Consider the following 25553-nt stretch of genomic DNA (forward strand, 5'->3'; position numbering starts at 1 on the left):
GACTTGCTCACTCACCTGGACGTGGCGGATCTTCCCCCATGCCAAAGGCGATTTGTCGCGCGAAGTCAGCATATGTAGGCAAGGTGCTGCTTGCGGCACGCGTGGATGCCCGATCCCACGTGCATATTGACTCTCACCAGCCGGCGCGCCAATCAATCATATGTCCACGCGGGGCGCTTCCAAAATTGTGTGCAGCCAGCGCTGCAAGATGGACCGTCGCGCCTGTCGTCGGGCGAGCCTGATCCCTGACGGCAGGCGCCGTCTTCCCGGCATCACGGCCGAAGGATTCCCGGTTTTTAGTTTTTTCATCCAATTTTCGAAAAGATTCACTTCCGCTGGCGGAGTCCTTCAATCAGGATTTTCTGAGTGTAGGAAGTGCGCGGCACAGCCGGGTAGAGCTGTTCCTGTCAGAAGTTCGTGTCGGCAGACGCAGAGACATTGGCTGTCTTCATTTCGCCGTGTCCTTTTCGAGGAGGTTCGGAGATGTTCGCCAAGATCGTCGCGACATATCGCTACTTCATGTCCGTGGTGCCTTTTCGGCTGACGCCGGCCATCATCACCACGGTTGTGCTTGTCACGCTGCTGCTCACACCGACGCCGGCTGGTTTGAAGGACAACGCTTGGGATCTGGTCGCCATCTTTCTGACCACGATCGTCGCCATCATTCTCAAGGTGATGCCGATCGGTGTGATGGCGATGATGGCGATCGTGATCGTGTCACTGGCGCAAGTGACCTCGAACTCGTCCAAGGGCGCCATTGCCGATGCGCTGAGCAGTTTTGATAGTCCGCTGATCTGGCTGATCGTTGTGGCCATCCTGATTTCGCGCGGCCTGAAGAAGACGGGGTTGGGCAGTCGCATCGGCCTGATGTTCATCGCGCTTTTGGGCAAGCGGACGGTCGGCATTGGCTACGGGCTGGCGATCTGCGAGCTGGTACTGGCGCCATTCACGCCGAGCAACACCGCACGCGGCGGCGGCATTGTGCACCCGATCATGCGGTCGATTGCAGGCGCCTTCGATTCTGATCCGGCTAACGGGACGCAGGGAAAGGTTGGTACCTATCTGGCACTGGTCAACTACCACGCCAACCCGATCACTTCGGCCATGTTCGTGACCGCCACCGCGCCGAACCCCCTGGTCGTCGACTACGTGGCCAAGGCCAGTGGCCAGTCGCTTCACCTGAGCTGGACCACCTGGGCGCTGTGCATGCTGCTGCCCGGCCTCGTCTGCCTGCTTCTGATGCCGCTTGTTATTCGCGTGCTCTGTCCGCCCGAACTGAAGGCGACCCCCAATGCGATCGAATACGCCAAGGGTGAGCTTGCTCGCATGGGCCCCCTGGGTGGCAAAGAGCGCGTCATGATTGGTGTCTTCGCCATGATGCTGGTTCTGTGGGCCAACGTGCCGGCAATGATCTGGGGGCCGACGTTCACGCTCGACCCGACGGTGGTCGCCTTTCTCGGCCTGTTCGCGTTGATCATTACCGGCACGATCGACTGGGACGATGTGTTATCGGAGAAGAGCGCCTGGGACACCCTGATCTGGTTCGGCGCTCTGGTAATGCTCGCGGAACAGCTCAACAAGCTTGGCGTAATCGCATGGTTCTCGGCCGATATGCGCGATGCCATTGCCGCCAGTGGAATGGGTTGGCTCTCGATTGCCGCCATATTGGTGCTGGCGTTCGTGTTTTCCCATTACCTCTTCGCAAGTACCACTGCCCATATCAGCGCGATGATGCTGGCCTTTCTGACAGTGGGCGCGCAGTTGATTCCGCAGCCTTATATCGCACCTTTCATGCTGATGATGACCGCCGGCTCGGCGATCATGATGACGCTGACCCACTATGCCACCGGCACATCGCCGATCATATTTGGCAGCGGGTATGTGACGATGGGGCAATGGTGGCGGGTCGGCGCGGTGATGTGTGTCTTTGAACTTGTCATCTTCGCCGTAGTAGGAGGTATCTGGTGGAAGATTCTGGGGTTCTGGTAGTCCGGGGCCACGGTCTCGATCCACAGTCCGTGTTCAGTTCTGGACCATCCGGATCCTGATTCATATCATGACTCTGGCGTCCGACGCCGCGTGACTATGGCATGTTTCCCGCTGTTGACGACGCGCCACCTGTAGAAGGAGCCACATATGCCAGCCATGATGAAAGCCGCAGTCGTGCGCGCGTTCGGCGCACCTCTGACTATCGACGAGGTGCCCGTGCCGCAGCCTGGCCCTGGCCAGATCCAGGTCAAGATCGAAGCGTCCGGCGTTTGCCACACCGATCTGCATGCGGCGCAGGGCGACTGGCCGGTCAAGCCGTCGCTGCCATTCATTCCCGGCCATGAAGGCGTGGGATTCGTGTCGGCAGTTGGTGCCAATGTCAAACGCGTGAAGGAAGGGGATCGCGTCGGCGTGCCGTGGCTCTACAGCGCCTGCGGTTACTGCGAACACTGCCTCCAGGGCTGGGAAACGCTGTGTGAGAAGCAGCAGAACACCGGCTACTCCGTCAACGGTGGCTACGGCGAGTTCGTGGTGGCCGATCCGAACTATGTCGGTCTGCTGCCGAAGAATGTCGACTTCATCGAAATCGCGCCGATCCTGTGCGCTGGGGTGACGGTCTACAAGGGTCTCAAGGTCACCGACACACGGCCGGGGCAGTGGGTGGTGATCTCGGGAATCGGTGGTCTGGGCCACGTGGCCGTACAGTATGCGAGGGCAATGGGCCTGCGCGTGGCCGCCGTCGACATTGACGACGCGAAGCTCGCTTTCGCGCGCAAGCTCGGTGCCGAAGTTGCAATCAATGCTCGCACTACCGACCCTGCTGCTTTCTTGCAGAAGGAAATTGGCGGCGCGCACGGTGTATTGGTCACCGCAGTCTCGCCGCAGGCGTTCTCGCAGGCTATCGGCATGGTGCGACGCGGTGGCACGATCTCGCTGAACGGCCTGCCTCCGGGAGACTTCCCCACCCCGATCTTCGACGTGGTGCTGAAGGCCATCACTATCCGTGGCTCCATTGTCGGCACGCGTAGCGATCTGCAGGAAGCGCTCGAATTTGCCGCCAGCGGTGTGGTGAAAGCCACGGTATCCACGGAAAAACTGGACTCGATCAATAGTATCTTCGACCGCATGAAGGCCGGCCAGATCGAAGGCCGCATTGTGCTGGACTTCAGCCGCTGACAAAAGCCACTCGCGCTACTGGTGCCGGGGACGTCGGGTTTCGCGTTCTGTCGTTCTGTCAGACGATATTCACCCGACGTCTTGTGCTGCGTGCAACGTTAATCTGCAGACCAGGATGTGCGCCAGCACCGCCTCAAGCGGCTCGACTGCTCCAAAGGGCTACACGATCGAACCCCACACGGGGGCGCAGACGTAACGCGGAGTTGGCGACCGGACGGAAATGTCACATGGGCAGATCAGTATTGCGCGGAGTGCTCCCACGCTACCTTGTCTTCTTGGCGTTTGCCGCTAGTGCATTCGCGGCGCACGCCTGGACCGCCGGCAGCGATGGCGGTGCCGGAGCGGCTACGGCCAGCCCCGACACGGAGTCTGGACCCTATCGGGGCATCGTGGGACCGGTAGGTACGGCGGAGCCCGCACCAGAAGCACCGAAGGAGTGGGACAGAGCACTACCGTTCTTTGCGCAGCGCGTGATCGATAAAGGCTACAACCTTCCGAATCCATACAACATCGGCTATTCCTATTACAACGGATACCAGCGATATCAGCTTAGCGACCTCGCGGTTTCCGCAGGGAGCAATCCTCTACGCGCAGCGGATTTCGTCCAGTTTCAGCAATCCAAACTTCATAACGTCTCAAACCAGTTCCAGCTCGGGGCGTGGATATTTCCGTTCTTGAACGTCTATGGGATGATCGGCACGATCGAGGGGAATGGGGCGATCGATATTTCGTTCTCGTCCAAAACGGACTTGCAGCAGTTCTTCGGCATCAATATCGGCTGCGGCGGCAGTCGGCCCCGTCCGGAGTGTTCCAACCCCATCAAGCTGCCCACGCAATTCGCGAACTATAGCGGCCACACCTTCGGTGGTGGCTTTACGCTGGTTGGCACGTACAAGCAGCTTTTTTTCTCCTTGCCCGTAACCTATACCGTTTCGGACATTACGATGTCAGAGACGCCTGTGCAGTCCATCAACATCGGCCCACGCATCGGCTGGAATTTTCGCCTTGGTCCGGGCCTCGGTCTGTTGACGCCATTTGTCGGTGTGACCTATTTCAGGACTCATGCCAAGATCACCGGCCATTTTGACGTCCCGATCCAAGATGCTGGCGGCCAGACAGCGCGCTTGAACTACGAAATCAATCAGAGTGTGGTCGGGGCATGGAGTGGATCGGCAGGCGTGAGCTGGGCAGTCAACCGCAGTCTGGGGTTCATCATGGAGTTCGGTTACGGATACAACCGGAACAATATTATTGCGACCGGCTTCTTCCGCTTCTAGAAAGACTTCATGCGCTCGCATCCACAGACCATCTGCATACTCGTGATCGGCCTGTGGTGCGCTACGGCCATCTCGGCCGAGGTCAATCAACCAGACGACAGTGAGAAGCAAGGGTGGATTGACAGGCTTCTCAACAAGCTCGGCGCGTCCAAGGAGGTGGACGTAAGCAAGGGCATCGACTGGGGCGTCCTGCCCGGGCCGTTCTATAACCCGGAGATGGGGTTCGGAATAGGGGCCGCAGCGATCGGACTCTACAAGCCCAAGAGTGCGGAGGCCGAGACACAGCTCTCCACGCTGTCGATCCGCGGCTTCGGCACGGTCAAGGGGGCTTACGGCGTATCGGTCGAAAACAATACCTTCTTTGCGGACGACAGTTACCGCGTCACGATTGAAGCGGACCTTATCAATATGCCGACGGCATATTGGGGTATCGGCTACAGCAACGCCATCGACAGCGCCAACAAGGAAGCTTATACGCGCCAAACCGTGGCGCTACAGCCGAAGATCCTGTTCCGGGTCGCGCCGAACGTCTATATAGGGGCTGGATATAGCCTGCAGTACGACAACGCCACCAAACTCGAACGTGGCGCGGAAAGCGCGCTGGCGACAGATCCACACGGTCCGCGCGTGTTGAGTTCCGGGATCAGCGCGCACTTCTCCTATGACACCCGCGACTTTATCCCGAATCCCTACCGTGGCGAGTCGCTGCTGGCCAATGCCACGGTGTATCGGCGTGCACTGGGCAGCGATACGGACATGGAGAATCTCGAGATCACCGCCAACAAGTATTTCCGGATGCGCGAGCGCGATGTGCTGGCGTTCGATCTCTACGGGAACTTCAATTTTGGGGATGTGCCGTGGGACATGATGGCGACGCTCGGTAACAACAAGCGCATGCGCGGCTACTTTCTTGGCCAATTTCGGGACAAGGTCATGGCAGGCGTTCAGGCGGAGTACAGATGGCACATCGTTGGGCGGCAGGGCATGGTGTTCTGGGTCGGTACAGGGGCCGTGGCTCCCAATCCGGGCGCGCTCACTTCCGCGCACTGGCTGCCGAATGCTGGTGTCGGATACCGTTTCGAATTCAAGCCGCGCGTGAACGTTCGCTTTGACGCAGGTGTTGGCCGCAACACGAAGGGCGTCTATTTTCAGATCAACGAAGCGTTTTGATGTTGTCGCGCTAGCGCCGACCATGCTTCAGCCGTACTTCTCGCGCGTGGCATTGTCCCGCCAGGCTGCGCCTTGCCGATGGCCGCTTCAGCACTTGAGATGGGCCCTCCATCCCGACGCGAGCCATTGACGCACATACAGGTTGGACGCACGCGGCCGGCAATGGTCCTTGGTCCAATAGACGAAAGGAATTGATCGGATTTCTATGTTGAGGACACGCGAAAATTGAAGCAAACTACGGATCTGGGTGGGCGTATGAGAGGTATCGCTTTCAGGCGAAGTTCCTTACTGCTGGCAGCCATATCCCTGCTGCTCCCGTTCATCCCGATTTGTGCGAGTGCGCAATCGAGCTCGCCGAGCTTTCGCGACCCGGAAGACGGGGCGTTTGATCTCAGCAACTATCTGCTCGAACACAAGGGTGCGTTGCCCGTCCCGTTTGTGATTACCGAGCCGGCGGTCGGATACGGTGTCGGTATCGGGCTCCTGTTTTTCTCCGAGTCCATCGCGGAAAGCGAGGCACGAGCGAAAGAGCTTGGGCAGGAGCGGGTGCCGCCGAACATCACGGTGCTCGGTGGTGCTTACACCGAAAACGGTACGTGGGCAGGCGTCGTCGGGCACTTCCATAGCTGGGACAACGACAGATACCGCTATCTTGGTGGCGTCGCCAAAGTCGATGCGAATCTGGATTACTTTGGCGTGGCAAATCAGGCGCGTGCGTATGAACTGGATGGGGTCGGACTCTTCCAGCAGCTACTGGTCCGCATTGGAAACAGCCGATGGTTCGCTGGACCACGCTATATCTTTTTCGATGCCAACGCGATATTCAAGTTCGGACAAAACCCGTCTGACGTGACCGGTCAAGGTCGGGATCAGCGTATCAGTGCGGCGAGCCTTGTGATCGACTACGATTCTCGGGACAACATTTTCTTCCCTAACCGCGGCAGCTTTGCCGAAATCGAAACCCAATTCGCTCGCGACGGTATAGGTAGCACGCAGAACTACAACATGTATGCGGCGCGCGGCTACACCTGGCTACCTCTTGGCAAGTCATTTGTCCTGGGACTGAGAGCGGACACGCGTTTCTCGACAGGAGACGTACCGTTCTTCGTTCAGCCCTATATTGACCTTCGTGGCGTAAAGAAGGCGCGTTACCAGGACCGCAATGCCATTGCCACGGAGGTCGAGTTGCGTTGGGATATCAAGCCGCGTTGGTCTGTCCTTGGGTTTTCGGGACTCGGCAAGGCTTACGGCCGGCAATCGTTCTCGGACGCGGAAAACGTGGTCAGTGTAGGAATGGGCTTCCGATACCTGATAGCCAGAAGGCTTGGACTTGCTATGGGCCTCGATGTGGCGCATAGCAAGGATCAGAACGCCATATATGTCCAGGTGGGGACTGCCTGGCATTGAGAGTGACCATGGGGCCAGGCAGCACGTGAACTAGCCAAATCGATCTCGATTTGCAGTTCTCGACAGCAGCAACTCATTTGCCGAATCAAGGTTGCCGGTGTCGGGAACGATCGCGCCTGCGTGGATGAGCCGCTTGGCTCGCCAGAGTGGAATGCGATCGATGATGGAGGCGTTCTCTGGGGTCATCACCGCAACATGCACAACATGCCGGGTAATCGGTGATCGAACGGTAATCAGGCGATGGCCCGCTGCCATCAGGCCAATGATTCTGCGCTGAAGAATGGAGTTACCCACTTCGGATACGGGATCGATGACGGGAGGATCCATGCTGCAGCCCTTTTTCCCCATGCAGTTGACATCTGATGCCTCGGTCTTCGCATTTCATGTCATGGTGCTGTGGCAGATCGCCTGGCAGTACGGGACATCAACCCAAGTTGCATTCAGGCGACGCAGATAGACGGAGGCAGTGGGGCCCGCATGTCGATTTCGATCGCTACAAGCTGGCTCTGACTTCGACGGCGCTGTTGGTGTTGCCACGCTCGTCCCTTTGGGGACTTTGAAGATTTGGCTTGAAATGCAACAAGGTTGCATTTAAGATCTGTTTGCAACAATGTTGCATTAACCGATCGCCCGCACTTGGCAGGATGCCTTGCGGGCAAACCAAATCCCCATGCTTCCAGCCAAGCTTCCTGTCACCGTGCTCTCGGGCTTCCTCGGCGCGGGCAAGACCACCTTGCTTAATCACATCCTCCATAACCGTGAGGGTCGTCGCGTCGCGGTGATCGTCAACGACATGTCCGACGTCAACATTGATGCGGGGCTTGTCCGGGATGGCGGCGCCAATCTTTCGCGGACGGAAGAGACATTGGTGGAGATGAGCAACGGGTGCATCTGCTGCACGCTGCGCGAAGATCTGCTGCTGGAAGTCGAACGGCTGGCCAGGGAAGGGCGATTCGACCAACTGGTTATCGAATCAACCGGGATCTCGGAGCCCCTGCCGGTGGCGGAGACCTTTACGTTCGAAGGCGAAGATGGCCGCAGTCTCAATGAGGTGGCCCATCTGGACACCATGGTCACAGTGGTCGACGCCTTCAATTTCCTCCGGGACTACGGCTCGCGCGACAGTCTGCAATCGCGCGGCGAGTCACTGGGCGAGGAGGACGCGCGTACCGTCGTGGACCTCCTGATCGATCAGGTCGAATTCTGCGATGTGCTGGTCTTGAACAAGGTCGATCTGATCGCCGACGCGGACCGCGAGCGCCTCCTGGCCATTCTGCGCGCCCTCAACCCCAGGGCACGCATCGAGATCGCCGAGTTTGGCCGGGTGCCACTCGAGCGGGTGCTCGGCACGGGCTTGTTCGATTTCGAGGAAGCATCGAAAGCGCCCGGCTGGTTACAGGAAATGCGCGGCCAGCACGTGCCTGAGACCGAGGAATACGGCATTCGCAGCTTCGTCTACGGCGCCCGTCGACCATTTCATCCTCAACGCTTCCACGCGTTTGTCGCGGCCGAATGGCCGGGTGTGGTGCGATCAAAGGGGTTCTTCTGGCTGGCAAGCCATCCGACGCTCGCTGGAACCTGGTCACAGGCTGGCGCCGTTGCCAGGCACGGCCCGGCCGGTTACTGGTGGGCCGCGGTGCCGCCCGAGCGCTGGCCGGACGACCCGGAGTCCGTTGCCTTGATTCGCGCCAAATGGGACGACAGCGTCGGCGATGCGCGTCAGGAAATCGTGCTGATTGGTGTCGACATGGACGAATTCGAGCTTCGCAGATGTCTGGACGCCTGCCTGTTGACGGACGACGAGATGGCGCAGGGTCCCGATGTGTGGACCACCTGGCACAACCCCTTTCCTGACTGGCCCTGACACTTTGGGCTCCCCATGCGCCCAGGACATTGGGGATGCCTTCCCAATCCGAACGAAAGCATGAGCGCAGCCCTTCCCGACGTTTCCCTGACCGAAGCCTCCCCGACCTTCACCCCGCTCGAGTGGGTCGGCATGCAGGGCATTGACCTGCCAATCAGGCTTGTCGAGCCTGGCTATCGGCGTCAGTTGCATGCCCGCGCGGACATTCATGTCGACCTGCCCGCGCCCAGGGTCAAGGGGATCCATATGTCTCGCCTGTACGCGCTGCTTGATGCGCTGGACGACGGCGAGGGGCTTTCGCCCATCCGCATACGGCAGTTGCTTGAAGCGATGGTGGACAGTCATCGCGATTGCGAGACAGGCAGCGCGCGGCTACGCCTGCGTTTTGATCTGCTAGTCCGTCGCCCCGCATTGGTCACGGAAGGCATTGCAGGATGGAAGTCGTATCCGGTGCGGTTGGACGCATCGCTGGTCGGCAATGTCTTTGCGCTGACGGCTCGGATCACGGCAGGCTACTCGTCGACTTGCCCGTGCTCCGCGGCGTTGACCCGGCAACTGGTAGAGCAAGGGTTTGCGAAGGCGTTCGCGCATGAGCGTCGAGTCGACGTCGCCAGAGTCTCGGCCTGGTTGCGGCAACACGGCACGCTGGCGACGCCGCACAGCCAGCGCAGTGAGGCGTCGATCACCGTGGACATTGCCGTCGATTTGCCGAACCTGGGGCTTCTCGACCTGGTCGACCACATCGAGCGCGCGCTGGGCACGCCAGTACAGACTGCCGTCAAGCGCGCCGATGAGCAGGCATTCGCTGCGCTGAATGGCCAGAATCTCATGTTCGTTGAAGACGCGGCGCGCCGCATTCAGGTTGCGTTGGACGGACGTTTCGCGAATCCCAGAGTTCACGTTCGGCACCTTGAGAGTCTCCATCCTCATGATGCGGTGGCTTGGGCGGCGCCGTTGCAGATGAAGCATTCACGGGAGGTGGCCGCATGACTTCCGCGCTCAGCCTCTACAACTCGCTGACCCGCAAGAAGGAGCCCTTGCGGACCGGGCAGCCGGGCCGCGTCACGATGTATGTCTGCGGGCCAACGGTCTACAACTTCGCGCATATCGGCAATGCCAGGCCGGCCGTTGTCTTCGACGTGCTGGCGCGGCTACTGCGCGAGCAATACGCAGAAGTGGTCTACGCCCGCAACTTCACCGATGTGGATGACAAGATCAACGCGAGCGCGGCGGCGGAGGGCGTACCTATCGGCACCATTACAGCGCGCTATATCGATGCCTACCACGAAGACATGCGCGCGCTGGGCGTGTTGATTCCTGACCTGGAGCCGCGCGTCACCGAGCACATCCCCGCGATCATTGCGTTGATACAGCGGCTGATCGCAAATGGGAATGCCTATGTCGAACAGGATCATGTCCTGTTTCACGTGCCGTCCTTTCCCGCGTATGGCCAACTTTCGGGTCGCCGACCTGAGGACATGCTTGCCGGCGTGCGTGTCGACGTCGCACCGTACAAGCGCGATCCGCTGGACTTTGTCCTCTGGAAGCCGTCCACTGCCGAGGTTCCGGGCTGGCCGAGTCCGTGGGGACGCGGGCGACCAGGTTGGCATATCGAATGCTCAGCCATGATCGGGCAACACCTGGGAAGCACGATCGACATCCACGGGGGTGGTCAGGATCTGATATTCCCGCATCACGAGAATGAGATTGCCCAGGGCACTTGCGCGAATGGCGAGTTGTACTGCCGCACCTGGGTTCACAACAGCTTCGTTACCGTGGACGGTCAGAAGATGTCCAAGTCGCTCGGCAACGTTCTGCTGCTGCGCGATCTGCTGGGTCAGGCGCCGGGGGAAGCGATACGACTGGCGCTGCTTTCGGCGCATTACCGGCATCCTCTCGACTGGAACGCGCAGCGTCTGTTGACGGCGCGCCAGACGCTGTTGCGCTTCTACCGGGGGCTGAAGATGGCCGAACACATCGAGATCTCGCCCGGCGAAGAGCCCGACGAGGAGGTAATCGCGGCTCTCAACAATGATCTGAACATTCCGGGTGCGCTGGCGCGACTCCACGTGTTGCTCGCCGAGTTGGAAAAGGCAGGTGCTGATGCCAGCCGATCCGTGGCCAAGGCACGGATGATGGCGTCGGGACGGTTGCTCGGATTGTTCCAGCAGGATCCAAACTCCGCGCTCCGGGGACTGGCCGGGGCAGCAGTCACCCATGGAATCGCCACTACTGCGGACGCGGCACGGATCGACCATCTGGTCGCGGAGCGCGAGCAGGCCCGCAAGCGCCGCGACTTCGCACGGGCAGACGCACTGCGTGAGGAACTTGGCGCGGCCGGTGTCCTGGTTCACGACACGCCCAATGGGAGTACCTGGACCCTTGTCGATGGAACTCCAGCATAAGGGCGGCGGGTGTCATGTGACGAAGCCATGCTGATTCGCAAGCTCTTCCGCTTCGAGAACGCCCATATCGTGCGCGGATGCAGCACGAGGCGCTGCTCGCACTCCATCCACGGGCACTCGTACAAGATCGAATTACTGCTGGAGGCACACTCACTCGACCATGGACAGATGGTCTATGACTTCGGCCTGCTCAAAGGCGGCGCGTTTACGTTGATCGACGCCTTCGACCATGCGGTCACGCTATGGACCGGCGACGACCCAGCGTATCTGGCGGCCATGCGCCAGCATTCAGAGCGTTGGGTGTTGATACCGGTGTCGCCAAGCGCCGAACAATTTTCAAGGTTGTTCTTCTTGCTGGTGGATGCGGTGCTAGCCACAACCGCCTTGCGCAATGGCGAGGGTGACGTGCGATTGCACTCCGTCATCGTCCATGAAACGGAGACCGGCTATGCGCAGTGTTTCCGTGAGGATGCCGAGAATCCCCGCATGGGACGCATCGATCTTGAATCCATCGTCTTCGCCCCAGCCATCACGGCGCAATGGAGCGACCCGGCGTTGTTCGAACGGTTAAAACGCGCGCGTGCGGATTAGCACGCCAGGAATCCGCAACATGATCAGAAAGAATCCGAGCGGCGATCTGCCGCAGATTCATCCGAGCGCCTTCGTTGACCCGACGGCCGTCCTGTGCGGCAAGGTCGTTGTTGCCGAGAACGTATTTATCGGTCCCTACGCGGTGATTCGTGCCGACGAGGTAGATGCCACCGGCCAGCTTGAGCCGATCCTGATTGGCGCGCATTCCAACATCCAGGACGGTGTCGTCATCCATTCCAAGTCTGGCGCGCGTGTATCGATCGGGGAACGTACCTCGATCGCGCATCGTGCCATCGTCCACGGTCCGTGCCGGGTCGGCAATGGGGTGTTTATCGGGTTCAACAGTGTGCTGTTCGACTGCGTTGTGGAAGACGGCTGCGTGGTGCGCTTCAACGCCGTGGTCGATGGCTGCCACCTGCCGGCCGGCTTCCATGTTCCGTCGACGATGCGCATTGGACGGTCCACCGACCTTGCCACACTCCCCAAGGTGTCCGTCGACGCCAGCGAGTTTTCCGAAGATGTCGCGCTGACCAACAACGCGTTGGTGCGCGGATACAAAGCCATCCAGAACGAGTTCTGAAACATGTCAGTTGCTCCCACGCTCCACGCTGCCACGCGCAATCGTGGAGGACACAGCGTGACGGATGGAACAGTCCCCGGCGTTGGGCTGCCATCGGCACGCCGCCATGCGGACTTGCTGGTGATCGGCGGGGCCCTCGTCACCCCCAACGGTGTCGAGCGCGCCGATGTCGCATGTGCGGCCGGTCGCATCGTGGCGCTTGGAGACCTCCAGTGCTCGTGGACGGCCGATGCCACGCTCGACGCGAAGGGTCTGCACGTACTGCCGGGGGTTATCGATAGTCAGGTGCATTTCCGCGAGCCCGGTTTGACGCACAAGGAAACGTTGGAGGCGGGCACGCGCGGTGCGGCGCTGGGCGGCGTCACGGCGGTATTCGAGATGCCGAACACGCAACCGCTCACATTGCGTGCGGAGGATCTCCGGGCCAAGCTTGATGCGGCACAAGGCCGTGCGTGGTGCGACCACGCGTTCTACATCGGCGGGTCGTCGGTGAATGCCGAGCACCTGGAGTACCTGGAGAGTCTGCCTGGCTGTGCTGGCGTGAAGATCTTCATGGGCAGCTCGTTCGGCGACCTGCTGGCGGATGACGACGAGGTGCTATGCCGGATCCTGGCGCACGGTCGCCGCAGGATGGCCGTGCATGCTGAGGATGAGGCCCGGCTGCGCGAACGCAGGATCATCGCTGAGTCGAGCGGCGACGTGCGCCAGCACCCGGTCTGGCGAGACGCCCGCAGCGCATTGCTGGCCACGCAGCGCATCGTGAAGCTTGCTGGGGATACTGGCCGGCGCCTTCATATCCTGCATGTTTCGACTGCCGAAGAGATTGCCTTCCTGGCGGATCGGAAGGATCGCGTGACAGTTGAAGTGACGCCGCACCACCTGACCCTGGAGGCGCCAGAATGCTACGAGCGACTGGGGACGCTGGCTCAAATGAATCCACCAGTCCGTGAACGTTGCCACCGGAACGCACTATGGCAGGCGATTCGCGAGGGCGTCGGCGATGTCATCGGTAGTGACCATGCGCCTCACACGCCTAAGGAAAAGAGTCGTCCATATCCAGCTTCGCCCAGCGGCATGACCGGTGTGCAGACACTGGTGCCGGTGATGCTCGACCATGTGCATCGTGGCCAATTGAGTCTTCAGCGATTCGTCGACCTGACAAGCGCCGGACCGGCCCGGATCTTCGGTGTCGAAGGGAAAGGCCGTATCGCGCTTGGCTACGACGCCGACTTGACGCTGGTCGATCTGGCGGCTCGCCGGACCATTCGCAACGACTGGATCGCGAGTGTCAGTGGGTGGACACCCTATGACGGCATCGGCGTTACGGGCTGGCCGATCCATACCGTGGTGCGTGGCCACATCGTCGTGCGGGACGAAGCGCTCGTCGGGACGACCCCTCTGGGGCGACCGTTGCGCTTCCTCGAAGCGCCACCTCGAGTGCCAGCCGGAGTCTGAAATCAGGCGGCAGGGGGCCGGGCCAGGTCGGGGCAGCCAATGAATGCTGATGGTGCGCGTGGTCGTCAGAACTGCAGCGACGCGTTCGCCAGGAACGTGCGTGTTGACGCTGGCAGGACAAAGCCATCGTACGTGGTCGTCCAGTACCGCCGTCCAAACACATTGTTGACCACAGCGCGCACTGTCAGCGTCTTGCCAGCCATGCGCGTGGTGTAGCGCGCGCCGACATCGGCGGTGGTGTATGACGGTATGTGCTGTGTGTTGGCCGAGTTGACATACATATCGCCGGTTACCTTGGCGCCGGTCCACAGCGTCAGGCCGGGGGCGAACGGGGTGTCGTACTCGATGCGGCCCGTCACGATGTAGCTCGGCGTGGCAAACACGCGCTTGCCATTGACCTGGGGATCGTCGACGCCAGAGGTCTTCGTGTCGAGCCAAAGCACACCGCCCATCAGCCGTACATCGCGTGCTACGCGCAACCAGCCGCTTGTGTCCAGACCGGTGAAACGCTGGCTGCCGTCCTGCACGAAGTAGTTGGCCGAGTTGGTGTACTCGTAGCCCTTTTCGACGCGGAACAGCGCGACATTGGCGCCCCACTTGTCGCGGTCGGTCTTGAATCCCAGTTCGTATTGCCGGCTCTTGAGCGGACCAAAGGTCTGCCCGGCGTTGACATTGGTGACGCCCGCCGAGCCTCCTTGCTCCAGCGACTCCACGTAGCTGAAATAGGCCGTGGAGAAGTCGTCGGTCTTGTACATCAGCGCAACGGTTGGGGTGAACGGATTGGCGCTGTAGTGCGAGGTTTTGACTTGCGACGGATCGTAGTTGTCCTGCGTGAAGTCGTTGTAGCGAACGCCGGCCAGTACCGAAAAACGTGGCGTGAACTGGATCGTGTCGCTCAGGTAGACCGACTTCTGCTGAATCCTGTAGTCGCGGTACGGGATGTAGTCCTTGCCCACGTCCGGCTGCTCGGGCAGCGGCACCGGGTTATACAGATTGCTGGTGCCCATGGGTATGCCATTGCCGCCAAGACCGTTGTCGAGTTCGCGCACCTGCGACAGGTAGCCGATGCCGGCAACGATATCGTGCTTGATCGCACCCGTCTCGAACTTGCCCTGCACCATTGCGTCGTACGCCTGGTAGTAGTAGGCGGTTTTCCAGCGGTAGTTGGTGTCGGAGAAATCCCCGGCACTATTGGTGACGTACAGGAAGCTGTCGGCGTTAAGCCGGTTCTGGCGTGCGAATCGATACTTGAAGCTGGCCTGCCAGGCATCGTTGATACGGTAGTCCACGCCGGTGCCTACGGTAAGCGTGTCGGTCTCGTGCGACGACCACGGCTGTGCCAGATTCCGGGCCACGCTGCTGGCGGGCGGGATGGACAGGTCCGACGCGAACGACAGGCCGAAGATCGTGCCCTGCGACTTGCGCTTCCAGTACATGACGTCGGCATTCCATGTGAGGTCCGGGGTGATGCGGAAATCCGTGGCCAGCGAGAAGGCCTGGCGCCGCACATGCACGTTCGGCTCGTTGGTGTTGCCATCCTCGTTGACCGCATTGATCCGATAGCCGAAGCGATCATCCACGCCGAAGCGGCCGCCGAGGTCGACTTTCTCGCTCCAGACGCTGTTGGCCTGGTAGCCGACCGTGACTTCCCGCAACGGCTTGTCCGTCGGACGTTTCACCACATAGTTGATGATGCCGCCGGGCGAGCCGAAGCCGTACATGAAGCCTGACAGCCCCTTGAGCAGTTCCACCTGTTCGAATGGCTCGAGCGGAATGTCGGCATCCCACGTGACGAAGTTCTGCCCATCCACCTTGGTGCCATTGAGCATGTCCACGCGCATGCCGCGCACAGCGAAGTAGGAGTTCTCGGTCCGCGCGTTATCGCCCAGCACCGACACGGCCGGGTCGTACTTGAACACGTCGTTGGCCGTCTGCGCCAGGCGTTGCTGGATCTCGTCGCCCGATACGGCCACCACGGAGAAGGGGGTATCCACGGGCTTGCGGTCGCCCAGCGCGCCGCCATTGACCCGTTCCACCTTGACGGCCTCCCCCGAGCGGTCCGCCACCACGGTAGCAGCCGGCAGCATGGTCGCGTCGGCTGTGTCCTGCGACTGTGCCTGCGCTGGCTGCGAAAGGCTGAAGCCCAGCACGGCAATGGCTACCGGCGACAGGATCGGCAGCGGGCGTGCCGAGCGCGTCGAATTGCGCGCACGCAAGCTGGCGTGCCTGTTGGATGAATCAAGCATGGACATACGGACTTCCTGGATTGCTGTTGTTCTGGTGCGTGGCTCAGCACCTGGACGTGGCTGAATTCGACCGAAATACTAATGCGAATGCAAATGATTAGTATTTATAACAATGTTTGGATGAAGGTCAAACGGGGGACGATGTTCAGGTCGTTTCCAGCAGGTGGCGTCCGATCCACTATATAAGTGATCTTTGGTTATCTTTGTGCTGTGTGCGCGGTGCCGATTCGTCGAGAAAGCAACATGTCTGCCAATGTCTTACCCAACGTACAACCCTCGTTCATCGTTCCCGACTCAAATCCGTAATGCAAACCATTATCATATGCGTTTGTGTTTGTTGGGCCTGAACGGAAGTCGTCGAATCATGAAGCAGCGTGTGTCGGTCGGATATCGCATGGCAATCGGCTCGCGGGTGATTGCCGCCGTTGTTGGTGGCTATGCGGTGGCTGCCCTTTGTACTGGCTGCCTGTCGCTGGCACTGGTGCGGTGGACCGATGTCGCCCGGGCGGAAGCCGTGATGACGGCGACGTTGATGTCGTTCCTCTGGTTTGCGTTGGCCGTGATCTGGGTGTTCGCGGCCAGTACCGCGTGGCGCGCCTGGGTCGGGTTGTGTGTGCCTGGCGTGTTGATGGCCGCCGGGTGGTTGATCCTGCGCGGTGCGTGATGGCTGAACTGAAGAAGGGGCAGGGGTTGAGGCAGTCGATGGCCTGGCTGCATACGTGGTCGGGGCTGTTGGTGTGCTGGGTCCTTTTCCTGGTGTTCTGCGGCGGCACGGCAAGCTACGTCAAGGACGAGATCTCGCTATGGATGAAGCCGGAGCTGCACGCGTCGTGGGAGGGAGACGTATCCGCCGCTGACGTCGCGCAGCGTGCCTACGCATACCTGCAACGCGAGGCGCCTGGCGCCGAGCGCTGGTTCATCAATCTGCCGGATGCCCGGCGTCCCGCGATCTCCGTATTCTGGCTGCGCAAGCCCGGTCCGGCCGATGCCGGCAAGGGCAATCGCGCGCGCCTCGAATCACGCACGCTTGATGCCCGCACTGGTATGCCAATTCCCGGCGCCCGCGATACGCGTGGTGGCGAATTTCTCTATCGGCTTCATTTCGATCTGCACTACATACCTGCGGTCCAGGCACGCTGGATCGTGGGCATCTGCGCGATGTTCATGCTCGTGGCGATCATCAGCGGCGTGATCACACATCGGCGCATCTTCACGGACTTCTTCACGTTCCGTCCGCGCAAGGGCCCGCGCTCCTGGCTCGACGCGCACAACGCCATGGCGGTACTGGCGCTGCCATTCCATCTGATGATCACCTATACGGGCCTGGTGACTCTCCTGTTCATGTACATGCCGTGGGGCATCCAGGCTGTCTACAAGGGCGACGAGAAGGCGTTCACGGCCGAACTCGCGGCTCGCGCGCCGCGCGTCAAGGCGGCGAACGAAGCAGCGGTGCTGGCGCCGATCGCGCCGATGGTGGAGCAGGCCATGGCGCGCTGGCACGGCACGCCGCCGCAGCGGATAGCGGTGGAGCAGCCCAGCAATGCCAATGCCACCGTCTCCCTGACGCGTGCGGAGAGCCGCGATATCGGCACCACGCTGCCGGTCATGGTGTTCTCGGGCGCCACTGGTGTCGTTCAGGCCGCGCTTGGCGAGAGCGTGGCCGCGGCCAGCGCCACACGCAGCACGATGGTCGGCTTGCACGTGGCGCATTTCGCACCGCCGTTACTGCGCGCGCTGTTTTTTGTCTCCGGGCTGGCCGGCGCGCTGATGGTGGCCACTGGCGCATTGCTGTGGGCGGTCAAGACGCGCCAGAGTCATGCAAAGCGTATCGCCGCCATCGGGCGCGTGCCGTCTGGGCTGCGGCTCGTCGAGGCGCTCAACCTCGGTGTCATCGCTGGTTTGCCGATTGCCTTCGCTGCCTACTTCTGGGCGAACCGGCTGCTTCCGGCCGACATGGCCCAGCGCTCCGGCATGGAGATCCGGGCCTTCTTCAGCGCCTGGGCGGTGGCGGCGCTGCTGGCGCAATGGAAACCCACGCGGGAGATGTGGCGCGTGCTGCTGTGGACCGGCGCGGGTTTGTTCGCGGGACTCCCGGTGCTCAACGCCATCACCACTACCTCGCACCTCGGGGTGACGCTGCGCCACGGCCCGATTGCCGTCGCCGGTTTCGATCTGACCGTGCTTGCCATCGGCATTGGTATCGGTGCCGCCGCATGGATGCTTGGCAAGCGGGGCCCCGAAAAACGCGCAGCTCCTGCAGTCAGGCACCGCGCGGCGGAGGTGTCGCCATGAGCCTCGAGCCAACCGCGAGTGTCGCCGGCCTTGCCTTTGCCGTGGGCGGCTTTACCTGGCTAGCCCAGGCCATCGAGCGCCATCACGCCGACATGTTCGGGCGCGGCAGCGCGCCATCCCCCGCGCGTGTCGTACGGCTGCGCGTGCTCGGCACGCTGGCGCTACTGGCGGCGCTGGCCGCATGTGTGTTTGCCGAGGGCTGGGCTTTCGGCGTCATCTACTGGACTGGACTTCTGACAATCGGTGCGCTGACTGCGATCGGCGCATTTACCTGGGCGCCTCGTGCCACGCCACGTCTTGCACGCGTGGCGATTGGCATTGGCGTTACCACCGCCCTCGCATTGATCTGCTTTCAGTAGCGAACGGGTTGAAAAAAACATTCGCGGACACGGGTTATGCCTTGCCCCTACGGCTTTTGGATCGGGCCGTGGTGCAAGGGGGTTATTTCCTTTTGGAGTCTTATCTTGTCTTTTGCTGTAGAGCGTAGTGTTCAACCGCGTGCCTTGCGGCCATCCCCGATTTACCTGCGCCATCTGGTTGTGGCGCTGGCGGCAGCCGGCGTACTGCCGTCCGTGGCGCTGGCACAGGAAGATGCGCACCCCTCCCAATCGTCGGGTGTGCCGCAAGCCGCGGCGACGTTGCCCACCGTGACCGTGCACGGCGACGCAACTCCCGATCAATTGCCGCCGCCCTATGCGGGCGGGCAGGTCGCGCGCGGTAGCCGGCTTGGCGTGCTTGGCAATCAGGACTTCATGGATGTGCCGTTCAGCATGACGACGTACACGTCGCAGGCCATCCAGAATCAGCAGGCACGAAGTATTGCCGGCGTGCTGGCTGACGATCCGTTCATCCGCACCAGCTACGGCTTCGGCAACTTCTCCGAGACGTACATGGTGCGCGGTTTCCAGCTGACAGGCGACGACCTGGGCTGGAACGGCTTGTTCGGCATCGCGCCGCGTCAGCTCGTGGCGGCGGAAGCGGTCGATCGGGTGGAAACGTTCCGGGGCGCCAGCGCGTTCCTCAACGGCGTATCGCCAACCGGTACCGGCATTGGCGGGGGTATCAACCTCGTCCCGAAGTACGCCACGGTGGCGCCGATCACGCAGGCAACGATCGACTACACCAGTGATGCCCAAGTGGGTGGCGCAGTCGATGTCGGCCGCCGCTTTGGCAGCGCCAAGGAGTTTGGGGCGCGGATCAACGCGATGGCGCGTGGGGGCGATACCCCGGTCGACGCCGAGAGCCGCCAGCAGCGCCTGCTGACGCTCGGACTCGATTACCAGGGCGAGGCGTTTCGCGTCAATGCCGATTTTGGCTATCAGAAGCAGACGGTGAATCAGGGAAGAAGCACAATCCAGCTGGCTTCGGGAACGACGGCCCTGCCGCCCGTGCCGTCGGCGAGTTCGAATTTCGCGCAACCCTGGACGAACTCGATGCTCGAGGATACGTGGGGGACGATTCGCGCCGAGTACGACTTTGCGAAGGACTGGACGGCGTATGCGGCCTTCGGCATGCATCACAGCAACGAGATTGGCAACTACGGCGGTGCCACCGTCGGCAACGACGGTTTCGGCACCTCGCAGCGGCTCAGCGTGCCGTTCAAGCAGGACACAACCACCGGAGAGGTCGGGATTCGGGGTCGCTTCGTGACGGGTCCCGTCAAGCACAGCGTGAATCTGGGGTGGTCGGGATTGGAGCAGGAAAAACGATCGGCCTACGAGATGTCCCGCACGTACGCGACCAACCTTTACGATGCCCCTGTCGTTGCGCGTCCAGCCACGGCATATTCGGGCAGCAGCATGACCGATCCACAGGTGACGGGCCGTACGAACCTGAACGGCGTGTCGGTGGCTGACACGATGTCGTTGCTGGACGACCGCGTGCTGCTTACAGCAGGCGTCAGGCATCAAGTAATCAACACGCGTGGTTACGCCTACAACACCAACGCGGTCACCCCATATGGCGACTCGGCAACGTCGCCCATGTTCGGCATCGTGATCAAGCCGCTCCAGAACCTGTCGGTGTACTACAACCACATCGAGGGACTGGCCGCCGGGCCGACGCCGCCGTCGAGCGCGACAAACCGAAACGACGTATTCCCGCCGATCAAGTCGAAGCAGGATGAGGCCGGCGTCAAATACGATGCGGGCAAGTACGGCACAACGCTTGCGTTCTTCCAGATCAAGCAGCCCAACGGCATTACGCAAGGGAACATATTCTCGGTGGCCGGCGAGCAGCGCAACCGTGGCGTCGAGTGGAGCGTGTTTGGCGAGCCGGTGCGCGGGCTCCGGCTGCTGGGCGGCGTTGGCTATATCGATACGAAGATGTCGAACACCGGCAATGCCGCGACCGAGGGCAAGGAAGCGATCGGCGTGCCGAACTACACGCTGACGGCGAGTGCCGAATACGACCTGCCTTTCGTGCCGGGGCTGACCGTCTCGGGTCGATACATCCAGACCGGCAGCCAGCAAGCCAATGCGACCAACACGATCAGCCTGCCGTCCTGGAACCGTTTCGATCTGGGCGCGCGATACATGTTCAAGGCCGCGCAGATGCGCTACACGATGCGTGCGTCGGTGGAAAACCTTGCGGACAAGGATTACTGGGCCTCGTCGTATGGCGGCTATCTGGTGGTTGGCCAACCTCGCACGTTCAAGCTGTCCATGACCGTGGACTACTAAGCGTGCCTCGTCATGCCGGGCGGCGATGGGCCACCCGGCATGACAACGGCCCGGGCATCTACCCCACGATCCACTCGCGGGCTTCGCGGGACTGGCTCATTGGGAACGTGCGGATTTGCCCGGGCACCAGGAACCGGAACACATTGATCGAGTGCCGGACCCAGTCATGGTCCGTGACCACCACAACGGACTCCCATTTCAGGTAGTGCGACACGCCGAGCTTGAAATCGTCCCACAGGGCGCCGGGCTCCATACTCGTTATCGTGAAGTCGGGCCCCAGCTCGTAGTAGAGGCGCACCTTCTCGCGGCCGGTCAGCACGGCATCGATGGCGGGAATCAGCACCTTCTCGTAGTCATCCCGCGTCAGCTTGCCGTTGCCGTGCACCGCGACGACGTTTGCGGGAAAGCCGTCCAGAATTTCCATCATGGTTGTTCTCCTTGCGGAACGGCGCGCCGTGGCACGCGCTCCCGATCGTTACCGGACCGGCCGGTGAGCACGACACACCACCGGACCGTCCGGTTTCACCGTATATCGGGCTAGCCCCCGGGGCAAGCATTCCTTGCGAATCGTCCCGGTAGGATCAAGGTTGACCGCCGATGAAGACGCGCTCGGGGTGCGGATGGCTCAGGAAGTCGTGGTGCGAGATATGCCAGCCGTACGCGCCAGCCATGGTGAAAGCGATGCGATCTCCGACACGCAGCCGATCCACTGGCACCTCGCGCGCCAGCACATCCTTCGGCGTACAGAGTTCGCCACACAGCGTCACTGGCTGCCGCTCTACCACGGGCCTCGGAAACGGATAGTCCCAGTGGTCATTCGGCAGCACCTGGAACGGATGGTTGTGCTGCCATGACACGGGCAGCCGGAAGTGGTGCGTGCCACCGCGCAGCACCGCGAACCATTTGTCGTGATTCCGCTTCAGGTCGATGACCTCGGCAACATAGCAGCCACAGCCCGCGCTGATAAAGCGGCCGCACTCGAAGACGATGCGCGTACTCGGCGCTGTCTCCCGCAGCAGGGCAGCCAGTCCATGGCAAAAACGGTCCCAGTCGAAGTGGCGCTCCGGATTCTGATAGTCGATGCCGATGCCACCACCGACGTTCAGCCATTCGAGTGTCAGGCCGTGCAGGTCGCGCAGGCGCTTGGCCAGCGCGATATGGCGGTCGATCAGGGCCAGATGGGTGTCGGCATCGAGACTGTTGGACCCGGCGTGCACATGCAGGCCAACCACGCGCACATTGGGCATCGTGCGGGACTGCGCCAGCACATCGGGTAGCAGGGCCTCGTCGATGCCGAACTGCGTGGCGCCGCCGCCCATCTGGAGCGTGGCGCCGGGCAGACCGTAGGCGGGGTTCGCGCGAAGCAGCACATCGGCGCAGCGGCCTTGCCGTCGTGCTACGGCATCCAGCCGACTTAGCTGCAGCGTGCTTTCCACGTGAATCAGGCCGACGCCAAGACGCAGCGCGCCTTCGAGCTCGGCATCGGTCTTGCCCGGGCCGCCGAATGCGATGGGTACTTCGGCATCGACGCCGCGGACGCGCTCGATCTCGCCGAACGAGGCCACTTCGAAACCATCGGCCACACCGAGCAAGGCCCGAAGGACGGGCGCGTCGCTGTTGGCCTTCACGGCGTAATACAGTGCGCATTGCTCCGGCAGCGCCGCCCGCAAGCGTGTCGTGCGCAGGCGCAGATCGTCGAGATCGTAGAGATAGGCGCAGACCGGCTCGCGAGTATCCCGCCCGGCGATGTAGCGGGTAACGTGTGTCAGATCCATGGTTGTTCCTGTTCGAGGCAGCTTATGTCCTGCTGCTGCTAGGCAATGCACGCCTGCCGGTGGGCGGCCATCGCACGGCGGGCGATGCCGCGATCGTCGCCAAGCACCATCATCCGGGTGCCCCGTGCACGCCATGCGGCGGCGTCAGCGGGTGTACGGGGCAGGGCGCAGAAGTGTTTGTCATGACGCAACGCGGCGGCGGCGATCGTATCCACGGCGTCGCGCACGTGCGGATGGCGGGTTTGCCACGGCACGCCCAGCGACTGGGAGAGATCGGCCGCACCTTCGAGCAGCACGTCGACGCCCCGTTGCGCCGCGATGTCATCGGCGTTGCGCAAGCCCGCGGCGTCTTCGATCATCGCCACAACGAGCGTGTGCCGTGCGGCGTCCTCGGCGGCTTCGCACAGATCGTCCCGGCCGTAGCCGCTGTGCCAGGTGGCATTGAGGCCGCGCTTGCCTGCCGGGATGCCGCAGGTGTGGTGGCAGTATGCCACCGCTTCGCTTGCCCGCGCTGCACCGGTAATGCGCGGGAAGACAATCCCTTGCGCGCCGGCGTCCAGCGCCGGTGCCACCTGATGCAACGCTGCCACGCGCACCAGCGGAGCGATGCCACTGGCACGCGCCGCCAGCAGCATCGCGCCAAGCAATGCGCCATCGATCAGCGTGTGCTCCAGATCGATCACCGCGAAGTCGTAGCCAGCGGCGGCGATCAGTTCCACCGTGAGCGGTGCCGGTGTCGAGCAGAACAGGCCGACGATGGGTTCGCTGCCTGGTGTGAGCAAGCGCTGCTTCAACGATTGCACGATGCCTCCGTCGGTGCGTGGGCTGTCGTAAGCCTGGTTGCGGGCGCGGCTGTGGGCGAGCCGGTGAGCGCTGATGTGGGCGCACTTGCGAGCGGGTTCGGTGCGTCGCGTGTGCGCAGGCGGACTTCCGGCAGAAAGCGGCGGCTCGCCAGCAGCTCGATGGCAATGGTCGGCACAAAGCAATCGAAGCGCGCAAATCGTTCGGCCAGCTCCGGATGATCGGCCTGGTAATCGCGGATCACGCCGGCGACGATACGCCAGAACTCAGGTTCTTCCAGATAGCCATGGTCGGCCAGCATCGCGCCGAACTCGGCCAGATTGACGAAGAACAGGGCGTCGCAGGTGAAGTCGCGCAGTTCGTCGGCATCGTCGGTCTCGATAAACGAGTTTGGATTGACCAGCGCGTGCTCCGGCGGCGGGGCCGTCAGCGTGGGCGGCTCCGCCGACAGCCATTGGCGCGAGAAACGCACGCCGTCGTGGAAGTCCTTGAGCGCGACGCGCTCGGGCAGTCCATCCACGTGGATCAGCAGCATGTTCTGCGCATGGGATTCCAGGGCGATTCCATGAACCCACAGCAGGTGCAGCACCGGCAGCCATGCGCGTTCGATCAGCCGACGCACCCATGTGGCGGCACCGTACCGATCGAGCCAAGGCGCAAGCAGGGGCTCGCCATCGCTGTCGCGGTGGGCGAGGGCGGTCATCGGCAGCGCGCGCTCTCCCGGGGCGAGATGGCCGTGGATGCTTTCGCGCCAGATGCACGACAACGCGCCGTACTGTCCCTGAGCGGGTGCCGCCGGCATGTAGCTGACGCCCGCCACCTCGCGCAACAGGATCGGCGCGGCTATCGGGGGCGTCCACGTCGTGCCTCCCACCAGGCTGGCCAGCCAGTCGCTCAGCGGCGCGGCGTTGCAGACCGTATGCGGCGCCAGCACGCGCGACGTCGACGTGTTCACCATGTTCATGGCCAGTTTCAGCGATGGCGCTCCGGGGTGATCCAGACTGGCCAGCGTACGAATCGATTGCTGGGGCAGGTAGCGCTCGGGAAGTGTGCCGATGGCGATCAGATCACCTTGCGCGAAGGCGGCGTGGAACGTCGGCGCGGCAACCTCCGCCCATTGCCAAGGGTGGACCGGTAGCGGCAGGTAGTCGGCCGGGTCAGCGCCGTATCGGGCAAGCGCCGCGTCAAAGTGCTGACGCGCGGCATCACTCAGCAAGGCGCCAGCGCTCTGCCCGGGCACGGTGGCGCTGGCCGACGTGCGGCAACGATCCCGTCGCGCGGCCAGCAGCACGGGATGTACTGCCGAGGCGCATTCCGGGGCGAAACGCGCGTTGTCGATCATGGTGAAGCCAAGGCGCGACTTGTAGGACGGGTGGTAGGGATGCGCGCCAGTCAGGCGTGCCTCGACGGTGTCGTAGTCGGCGTCGCGCAGCAGTTGGCCGCTGGCGCCGTTCGCGTGGTGCGAGTGCGCATCCTTGAGCTGCGTGGATAGCAGTTCCATCGCGAACTGCTGAATGCGCTGGGGATCGGCGTCGAACTGGCCGGCGAGTTCGTGCAGCAGGCGCGATACATCGTCCGCCGCCGTCTCGTCGCCACCGTGCGCGCGTATCACGTTGCCCAGGCGGATGCGGCCAAATGCATCGATGCGCCTGACCGCGCAGCGGTACCGCACCGGTTGGCCATCGGCTGCAACGGCTGGGAGCGTGACGGACCCGGTGGTCCAGTGGGTGTCGCGAAACACGTCCTCGAACAGCAGCGCCTCCATGAGTTGGCGGATCACGCGTTGCGTGGCACGGCGATAGTGATCGCTCTGGATCAGGGCTTGATAGTCGTCGATCTGCATG

Annotated in this window: 21 protein-coding genes; 15 read left to right on the plus strand and 6 right to left on the minus strand. The window is 62.1% G+C overall.

The window, feature by feature from the left end; all coding sequences use genetic code 11:
- Positions 1–483: 483 nt before the first annotated feature.
- The 5 genes from RMET_RS05495 to RMET_RS05515 all read left to right on the plus strand — a co-directional run bounded on the left by RMET_RS05495 (position 484) and on the right by RMET_RS05515 (position 7019).
- Entirely contained in the window at positions 484–1989 is a 1506-nt protein-coding gene (locus RMET_RS05495; protein ID WP_011515879.1) for a DASS family sodium-coupled anion symporter, read from the plus strand.
- 147 nt (positions 1990–2136) lie between these two features.
- The gene (gene adhP / locus RMET_RS05500) at positions 2137–3165 is read left to right on the plus strand and encodes an alcohol dehydrogenase AdhP (protein WP_011515880.1); all 1029 of its coding nucleotides are present in this window, start codon (positions 2137–2139) and stop codon (positions 3163–3165) included.
- 227 nt (positions 3166–3392) lie between these two features.
- Complete coding sequence (locus RMET_RS05505; protein WP_011515881.1) at positions 3393–4442, plus strand: hypothetical protein; 1050 nt, start codon at positions 3393–3395, stop codon at positions 4440–4442.
- Positions 4443–4451: 9 nt separating this feature from the next.
- Positions 4452–5612: a BamA/TamA family outer membrane protein gene (locus RMET_RS05510; RefSeq protein WP_011515882.1), complete on the plus strand. Its 1161-nt coding sequence runs from the start codon at positions 4452–4454 to the stop codon at positions 5610–5612.
- Between the two features lie 255 nt (positions 5613–5867).
- Positions 5868–7019: a BamA/TamA family outer membrane protein gene (locus RMET_RS05515; RefSeq protein WP_011515883.1), complete on the plus strand. Its 1152-nt coding sequence runs from the start codon at positions 5868–5870 to the stop codon at positions 7017–7019.
- Positions 7020–7049: 30 nt separating this feature from the next.
- On the opposite strand, the gene RMET_RS05520 is transcribed toward RMET_RS05515, so the two are convergent.
- Positions 7050–7346, minus strand: coding sequence for a hypothetical protein (locus tag RMET_RS05520; RefSeq protein WP_011515884.1), 297 nt, complete (start codon positions 7344–7346; stop codon positions 7050–7052).
- A 343-nt stretch (positions 7347–7689) separates the two neighbouring features.
- Here RMET_RS05520 and zigA point away from each other — a divergent pair, with 343 nt between their 5' ends.
- Genes zigA through RMET_RS05550 form a run of 6 tightly spaced genes read left to right on the plus strand, consistent with a single transcriptional unit; the run spans position 7690 to position 13914 of the window.
- Complete coding sequence (zigA, locus tag RMET_RS05525) at positions 7690–8883, plus strand: zinc metallochaperone GTPase ZigA (RefSeq protein WP_011515885.1); 1194 nt, start codon at positions 7690–7692, stop codon at positions 8881–8883.
- 60 nt (positions 8884–8943) lie between these two features.
- A complete protein-coding gene (folE2, locus tag RMET_RS05530) occupies positions 8944–9873 on the plus strand; it encodes a GTP cyclohydrolase FolE2 (RefSeq protein WP_029309978.1) in 930 nt (309 codons plus the stop codon).
- Positions 9870–11288 (plus strand): cysteine--tRNA ligase, encoded by a 1419-nt coding sequence (gene cysS, locus RMET_RS05535; protein WP_011515887.1) that lies wholly within the window; start codon positions 9870–9872, stop codon positions 11286–11288. Before folE2 ends, cysS begins: the two co-directional genes overlap by 4 nt.
- 27 nt (positions 11289–11315) lie before the next feature.
- Positions 11316–11879 (plus strand): 6-pyruvoyl trahydropterin synthase family protein, encoded by a 564-nt coding sequence (locus RMET_RS05540; protein ID WP_029309979.1) that lies wholly within the window; start codon positions 11316–11318, stop codon positions 11877–11879.
- 19 nt (positions 11880–11898) lie between these two features.
- The gene (locus RMET_RS05545; RefSeq protein ID WP_011515889.1) at positions 11899–12459 is read left to right on the plus strand and encodes a gamma carbonic anhydrase family protein; all 561 of its coding nucleotides are present in this window, start codon (positions 11899–11901) and stop codon (positions 12457–12459) included.
- A 57-nt stretch (positions 12460–12516) separates the two neighbouring features.
- On the plus strand, positions 12517–13914 hold the full coding sequence (locus RMET_RS05550; protein WP_011515890.1) for a dihydroorotase: 1398 nt from the start codon (positions 12517–12519) through the stop codon (positions 13912–13914).
- 65 nt (positions 13915–13979) lie between these two features.
- Here RMET_RS05550 and RMET_RS05555 read toward each other — a convergent pair whose 3' ends face one another.
- Positions 13980–16166, minus strand: a complete 2187-nt coding sequence (locus RMET_RS05555) for a TonB-dependent siderophore receptor (RefSeq protein WP_011515891.1) — start codon at positions 16164–16166, stop codon at positions 13980–13982.
- 358 nt (positions 16167–16524) lie between these two features.
- On the opposite strand from RMET_RS05555, the gene RMET_RS05560 reads away from it, so the two are divergent.
- From RMET_RS05560 to RMET_RS05575, 4 genes are all read left to right on the plus strand, one after another.
- Positions 16525–16824, plus strand: a complete 300-nt coding sequence (locus RMET_RS05560; protein ID WP_029309981.1) for a DUF3649 domain-containing protein — start codon at positions 16525–16527, stop codon at positions 16822–16824.
- On the plus strand, positions 16824–18452 hold the full coding sequence (locus RMET_RS05565; RefSeq protein ID WP_011515893.1) for a PepSY-associated TM helix domain-containing protein: 1629 nt from the start codon (positions 16824–16826) through the stop codon (positions 18450–18452). Before RMET_RS05560 ends, RMET_RS05565 begins: the two co-directional genes overlap by 1 nt.
- Entirely contained in the window at positions 18449–18811 is a 363-nt protein-coding gene (locus tag RMET_RS05570) for a DUF3325 domain-containing protein (protein WP_011515894.1), read from the plus strand. Before RMET_RS05565 ends, RMET_RS05570 begins: the two co-directional genes overlap by 4 nt.
- A gap of 105 nt (positions 18812–18916) precedes the next feature.
- Positions 18917–21133, plus strand: a complete 2217-nt coding sequence (locus RMET_RS05575; RefSeq protein WP_231138491.1) for a TonB-dependent receptor — start codon at positions 18917–18919, stop codon at positions 21131–21133.
- 58 nt (positions 21134–21191) lie between these two features.
- Here RMET_RS05575 and RMET_RS05580 read toward each other — a convergent pair whose 3' ends face one another.
- The 4 genes from RMET_RS05580 to RMET_RS05595 form a co-directional block, all read right to left on the minus strand.
- Complete coding sequence (locus RMET_RS05580) at positions 21192–21560, minus strand: SpoIIAA family protein (RefSeq protein WP_011515896.1); 369 nt, start codon at positions 21558–21560, stop codon at positions 21192–21194.
- A 154-nt stretch (positions 21561–21714) separates the two neighbouring features.
- Positions 21715–22908 (minus strand): type III PLP-dependent enzyme, encoded by a 1194-nt coding sequence (locus RMET_RS05585; RefSeq protein ID WP_011515897.1) that lies wholly within the window; start codon positions 22906–22908, stop codon positions 21715–21717.
- A 38-nt stretch (positions 22909–22946) separates the two neighbouring features.
- A complete protein-coding gene (locus RMET_RS05590; protein WP_029308159.1) occupies positions 22947–23711 on the minus strand; it encodes an HpcH/HpaI aldolase family protein in 765 nt (254 codons plus the stop codon).
- On the minus strand, positions 23699–25552 hold the full coding sequence (locus RMET_RS05595) for an IucA/IucC family protein (RefSeq protein ID WP_011515899.1): 1854 nt from the start codon (positions 25550–25552) through the stop codon (positions 23699–23701). Before RMET_RS05595 ends, RMET_RS05590 begins: the two co-directional genes overlap by 13 nt.
- Position 25553: the final 1 nt, after the last annotated feature.

Source organism: Cupriavidus metallidurans CH34 (assembly GCF_000196015.1).
Lineage (GTDB): Bacteria > Pseudomonadota > Gammaproteobacteria > Burkholderiales > Burkholderiaceae > Cupriavidus > Cupriavidus metallidurans.

Excerpts from the sequence above, each read along its gene's own strand:
- RMET_RS05565 (WP_011515893.1), top strand. The coding sequence starts at position 16,824 with ATGGCTGAACTGAAGAAGGGGCAGGGGTTGAGGCAGTCGATGGCCTGG.
- RMET_RS05570 (WP_011515894.1), top strand. The coding sequence starts at position 18,449 with ATGAGCCTCGAGCCAACCGCGAGTGTCGCCGGCCTTGCCTTTGCCGTG.
- RMET_RS05580 (WP_011515896.1), bottom strand. The coding sequence starts at position 21,560 with ATGATGGAAATTCTGGACGGCTTTCCCGCAAACGTCGTCGCGGTGCAC.
- zigA (WP_011515885.1), top strand. The coding sequence starts at position 7,690 with ATGCTTCCAGCCAAGCTTCCTGTCACCGTGCTCTCGGGCTTCCTCGGC.
- RMET_RS05520 (WP_011515884.1), bottom strand. The coding sequence starts at position 7,346 with ATGGATCCTCCCGTCATCGATCCCGTATCCGAAGTGGGTAACTCCATT.
- RMET_RS05560 (WP_029309981.1), top strand. The coding sequence starts at position 16,525 with ATGAAGCAGCGTGTGTCGGTCGGATATCGCATGGCAATCGGCTCGCGG.
- adhP (WP_011515880.1), top strand. The coding sequence starts at position 2,137 with ATGCCAGCCATGATGAAAGCCGCAGTCGTGCGCGCGTTCGGCGCACCT.
- RMET_RS05510 (WP_011515882.1), top strand. The coding sequence starts at position 4,452 with ATGCGCTCGCATCCACAGACCATCTGCATACTCGTGATCGGCCTGTGG.
- RMET_RS05505 (WP_011515881.1), top strand. The coding sequence starts at position 3,393 with ATGGGCAGATCAGTATTGCGCGGAGTGCTCCCACGCTACCTTGTCTTC.
- RMET_RS05545 (WP_011515889.1), top strand. The coding sequence starts at position 11,899 with ATGATCAGAAAGAATCCGAGCGGCGATCTGCCGCAGATTCATCCGAGC.
- cysS (WP_011515887.1), top strand. The coding sequence starts at position 9,870 with ATGACTTCCGCGCTCAGCCTCTACAACTCGCTGACCCGCAAGAAGGAG.
- RMET_RS05555 (WP_011515891.1), bottom strand. The coding sequence starts at position 16,166 with ATGTCCATGCTTGATTCATCCAACAGGCACGCCAGCTTGCGTGCGCGC.
- RMET_RS05595 (WP_011515899.1), bottom strand. The coding sequence starts at position 25,552 with ATGCAGATCGACGACTATCAAGCCCTGATCCAGAGCGATCACTATCGC.
- folE2 (WP_029309978.1), top strand. The coding sequence starts at position 8,944 with ATGAGCGCAGCCCTTCCCGACGTTTCCCTGACCGAAGCCTCCCCGACC.
- RMET_RS05585 (WP_011515897.1), bottom strand. The coding sequence starts at position 22,908 with ATGGATCTGACACACGTTACCCGCTACATCGCCGGGCGGGATACTCGC.
- RMET_RS05495 (WP_011515879.1), top strand. The coding sequence starts at position 484 with ATGTTCGCCAAGATCGTCGCGACATATCGCTACTTCATGTCCGTGGTG.
- RMET_RS05540 (WP_029309979.1), top strand. The coding sequence starts at position 11,316 with ATGCTGATTCGCAAGCTCTTCCGCTTCGAGAACGCCCATATCGTGCGC.
- RMET_RS05515 (WP_011515883.1), top strand. The coding sequence starts at position 5,868 with ATGAGAGGTATCGCTTTCAGGCGAAGTTCCTTACTGCTGGCAGCCATA.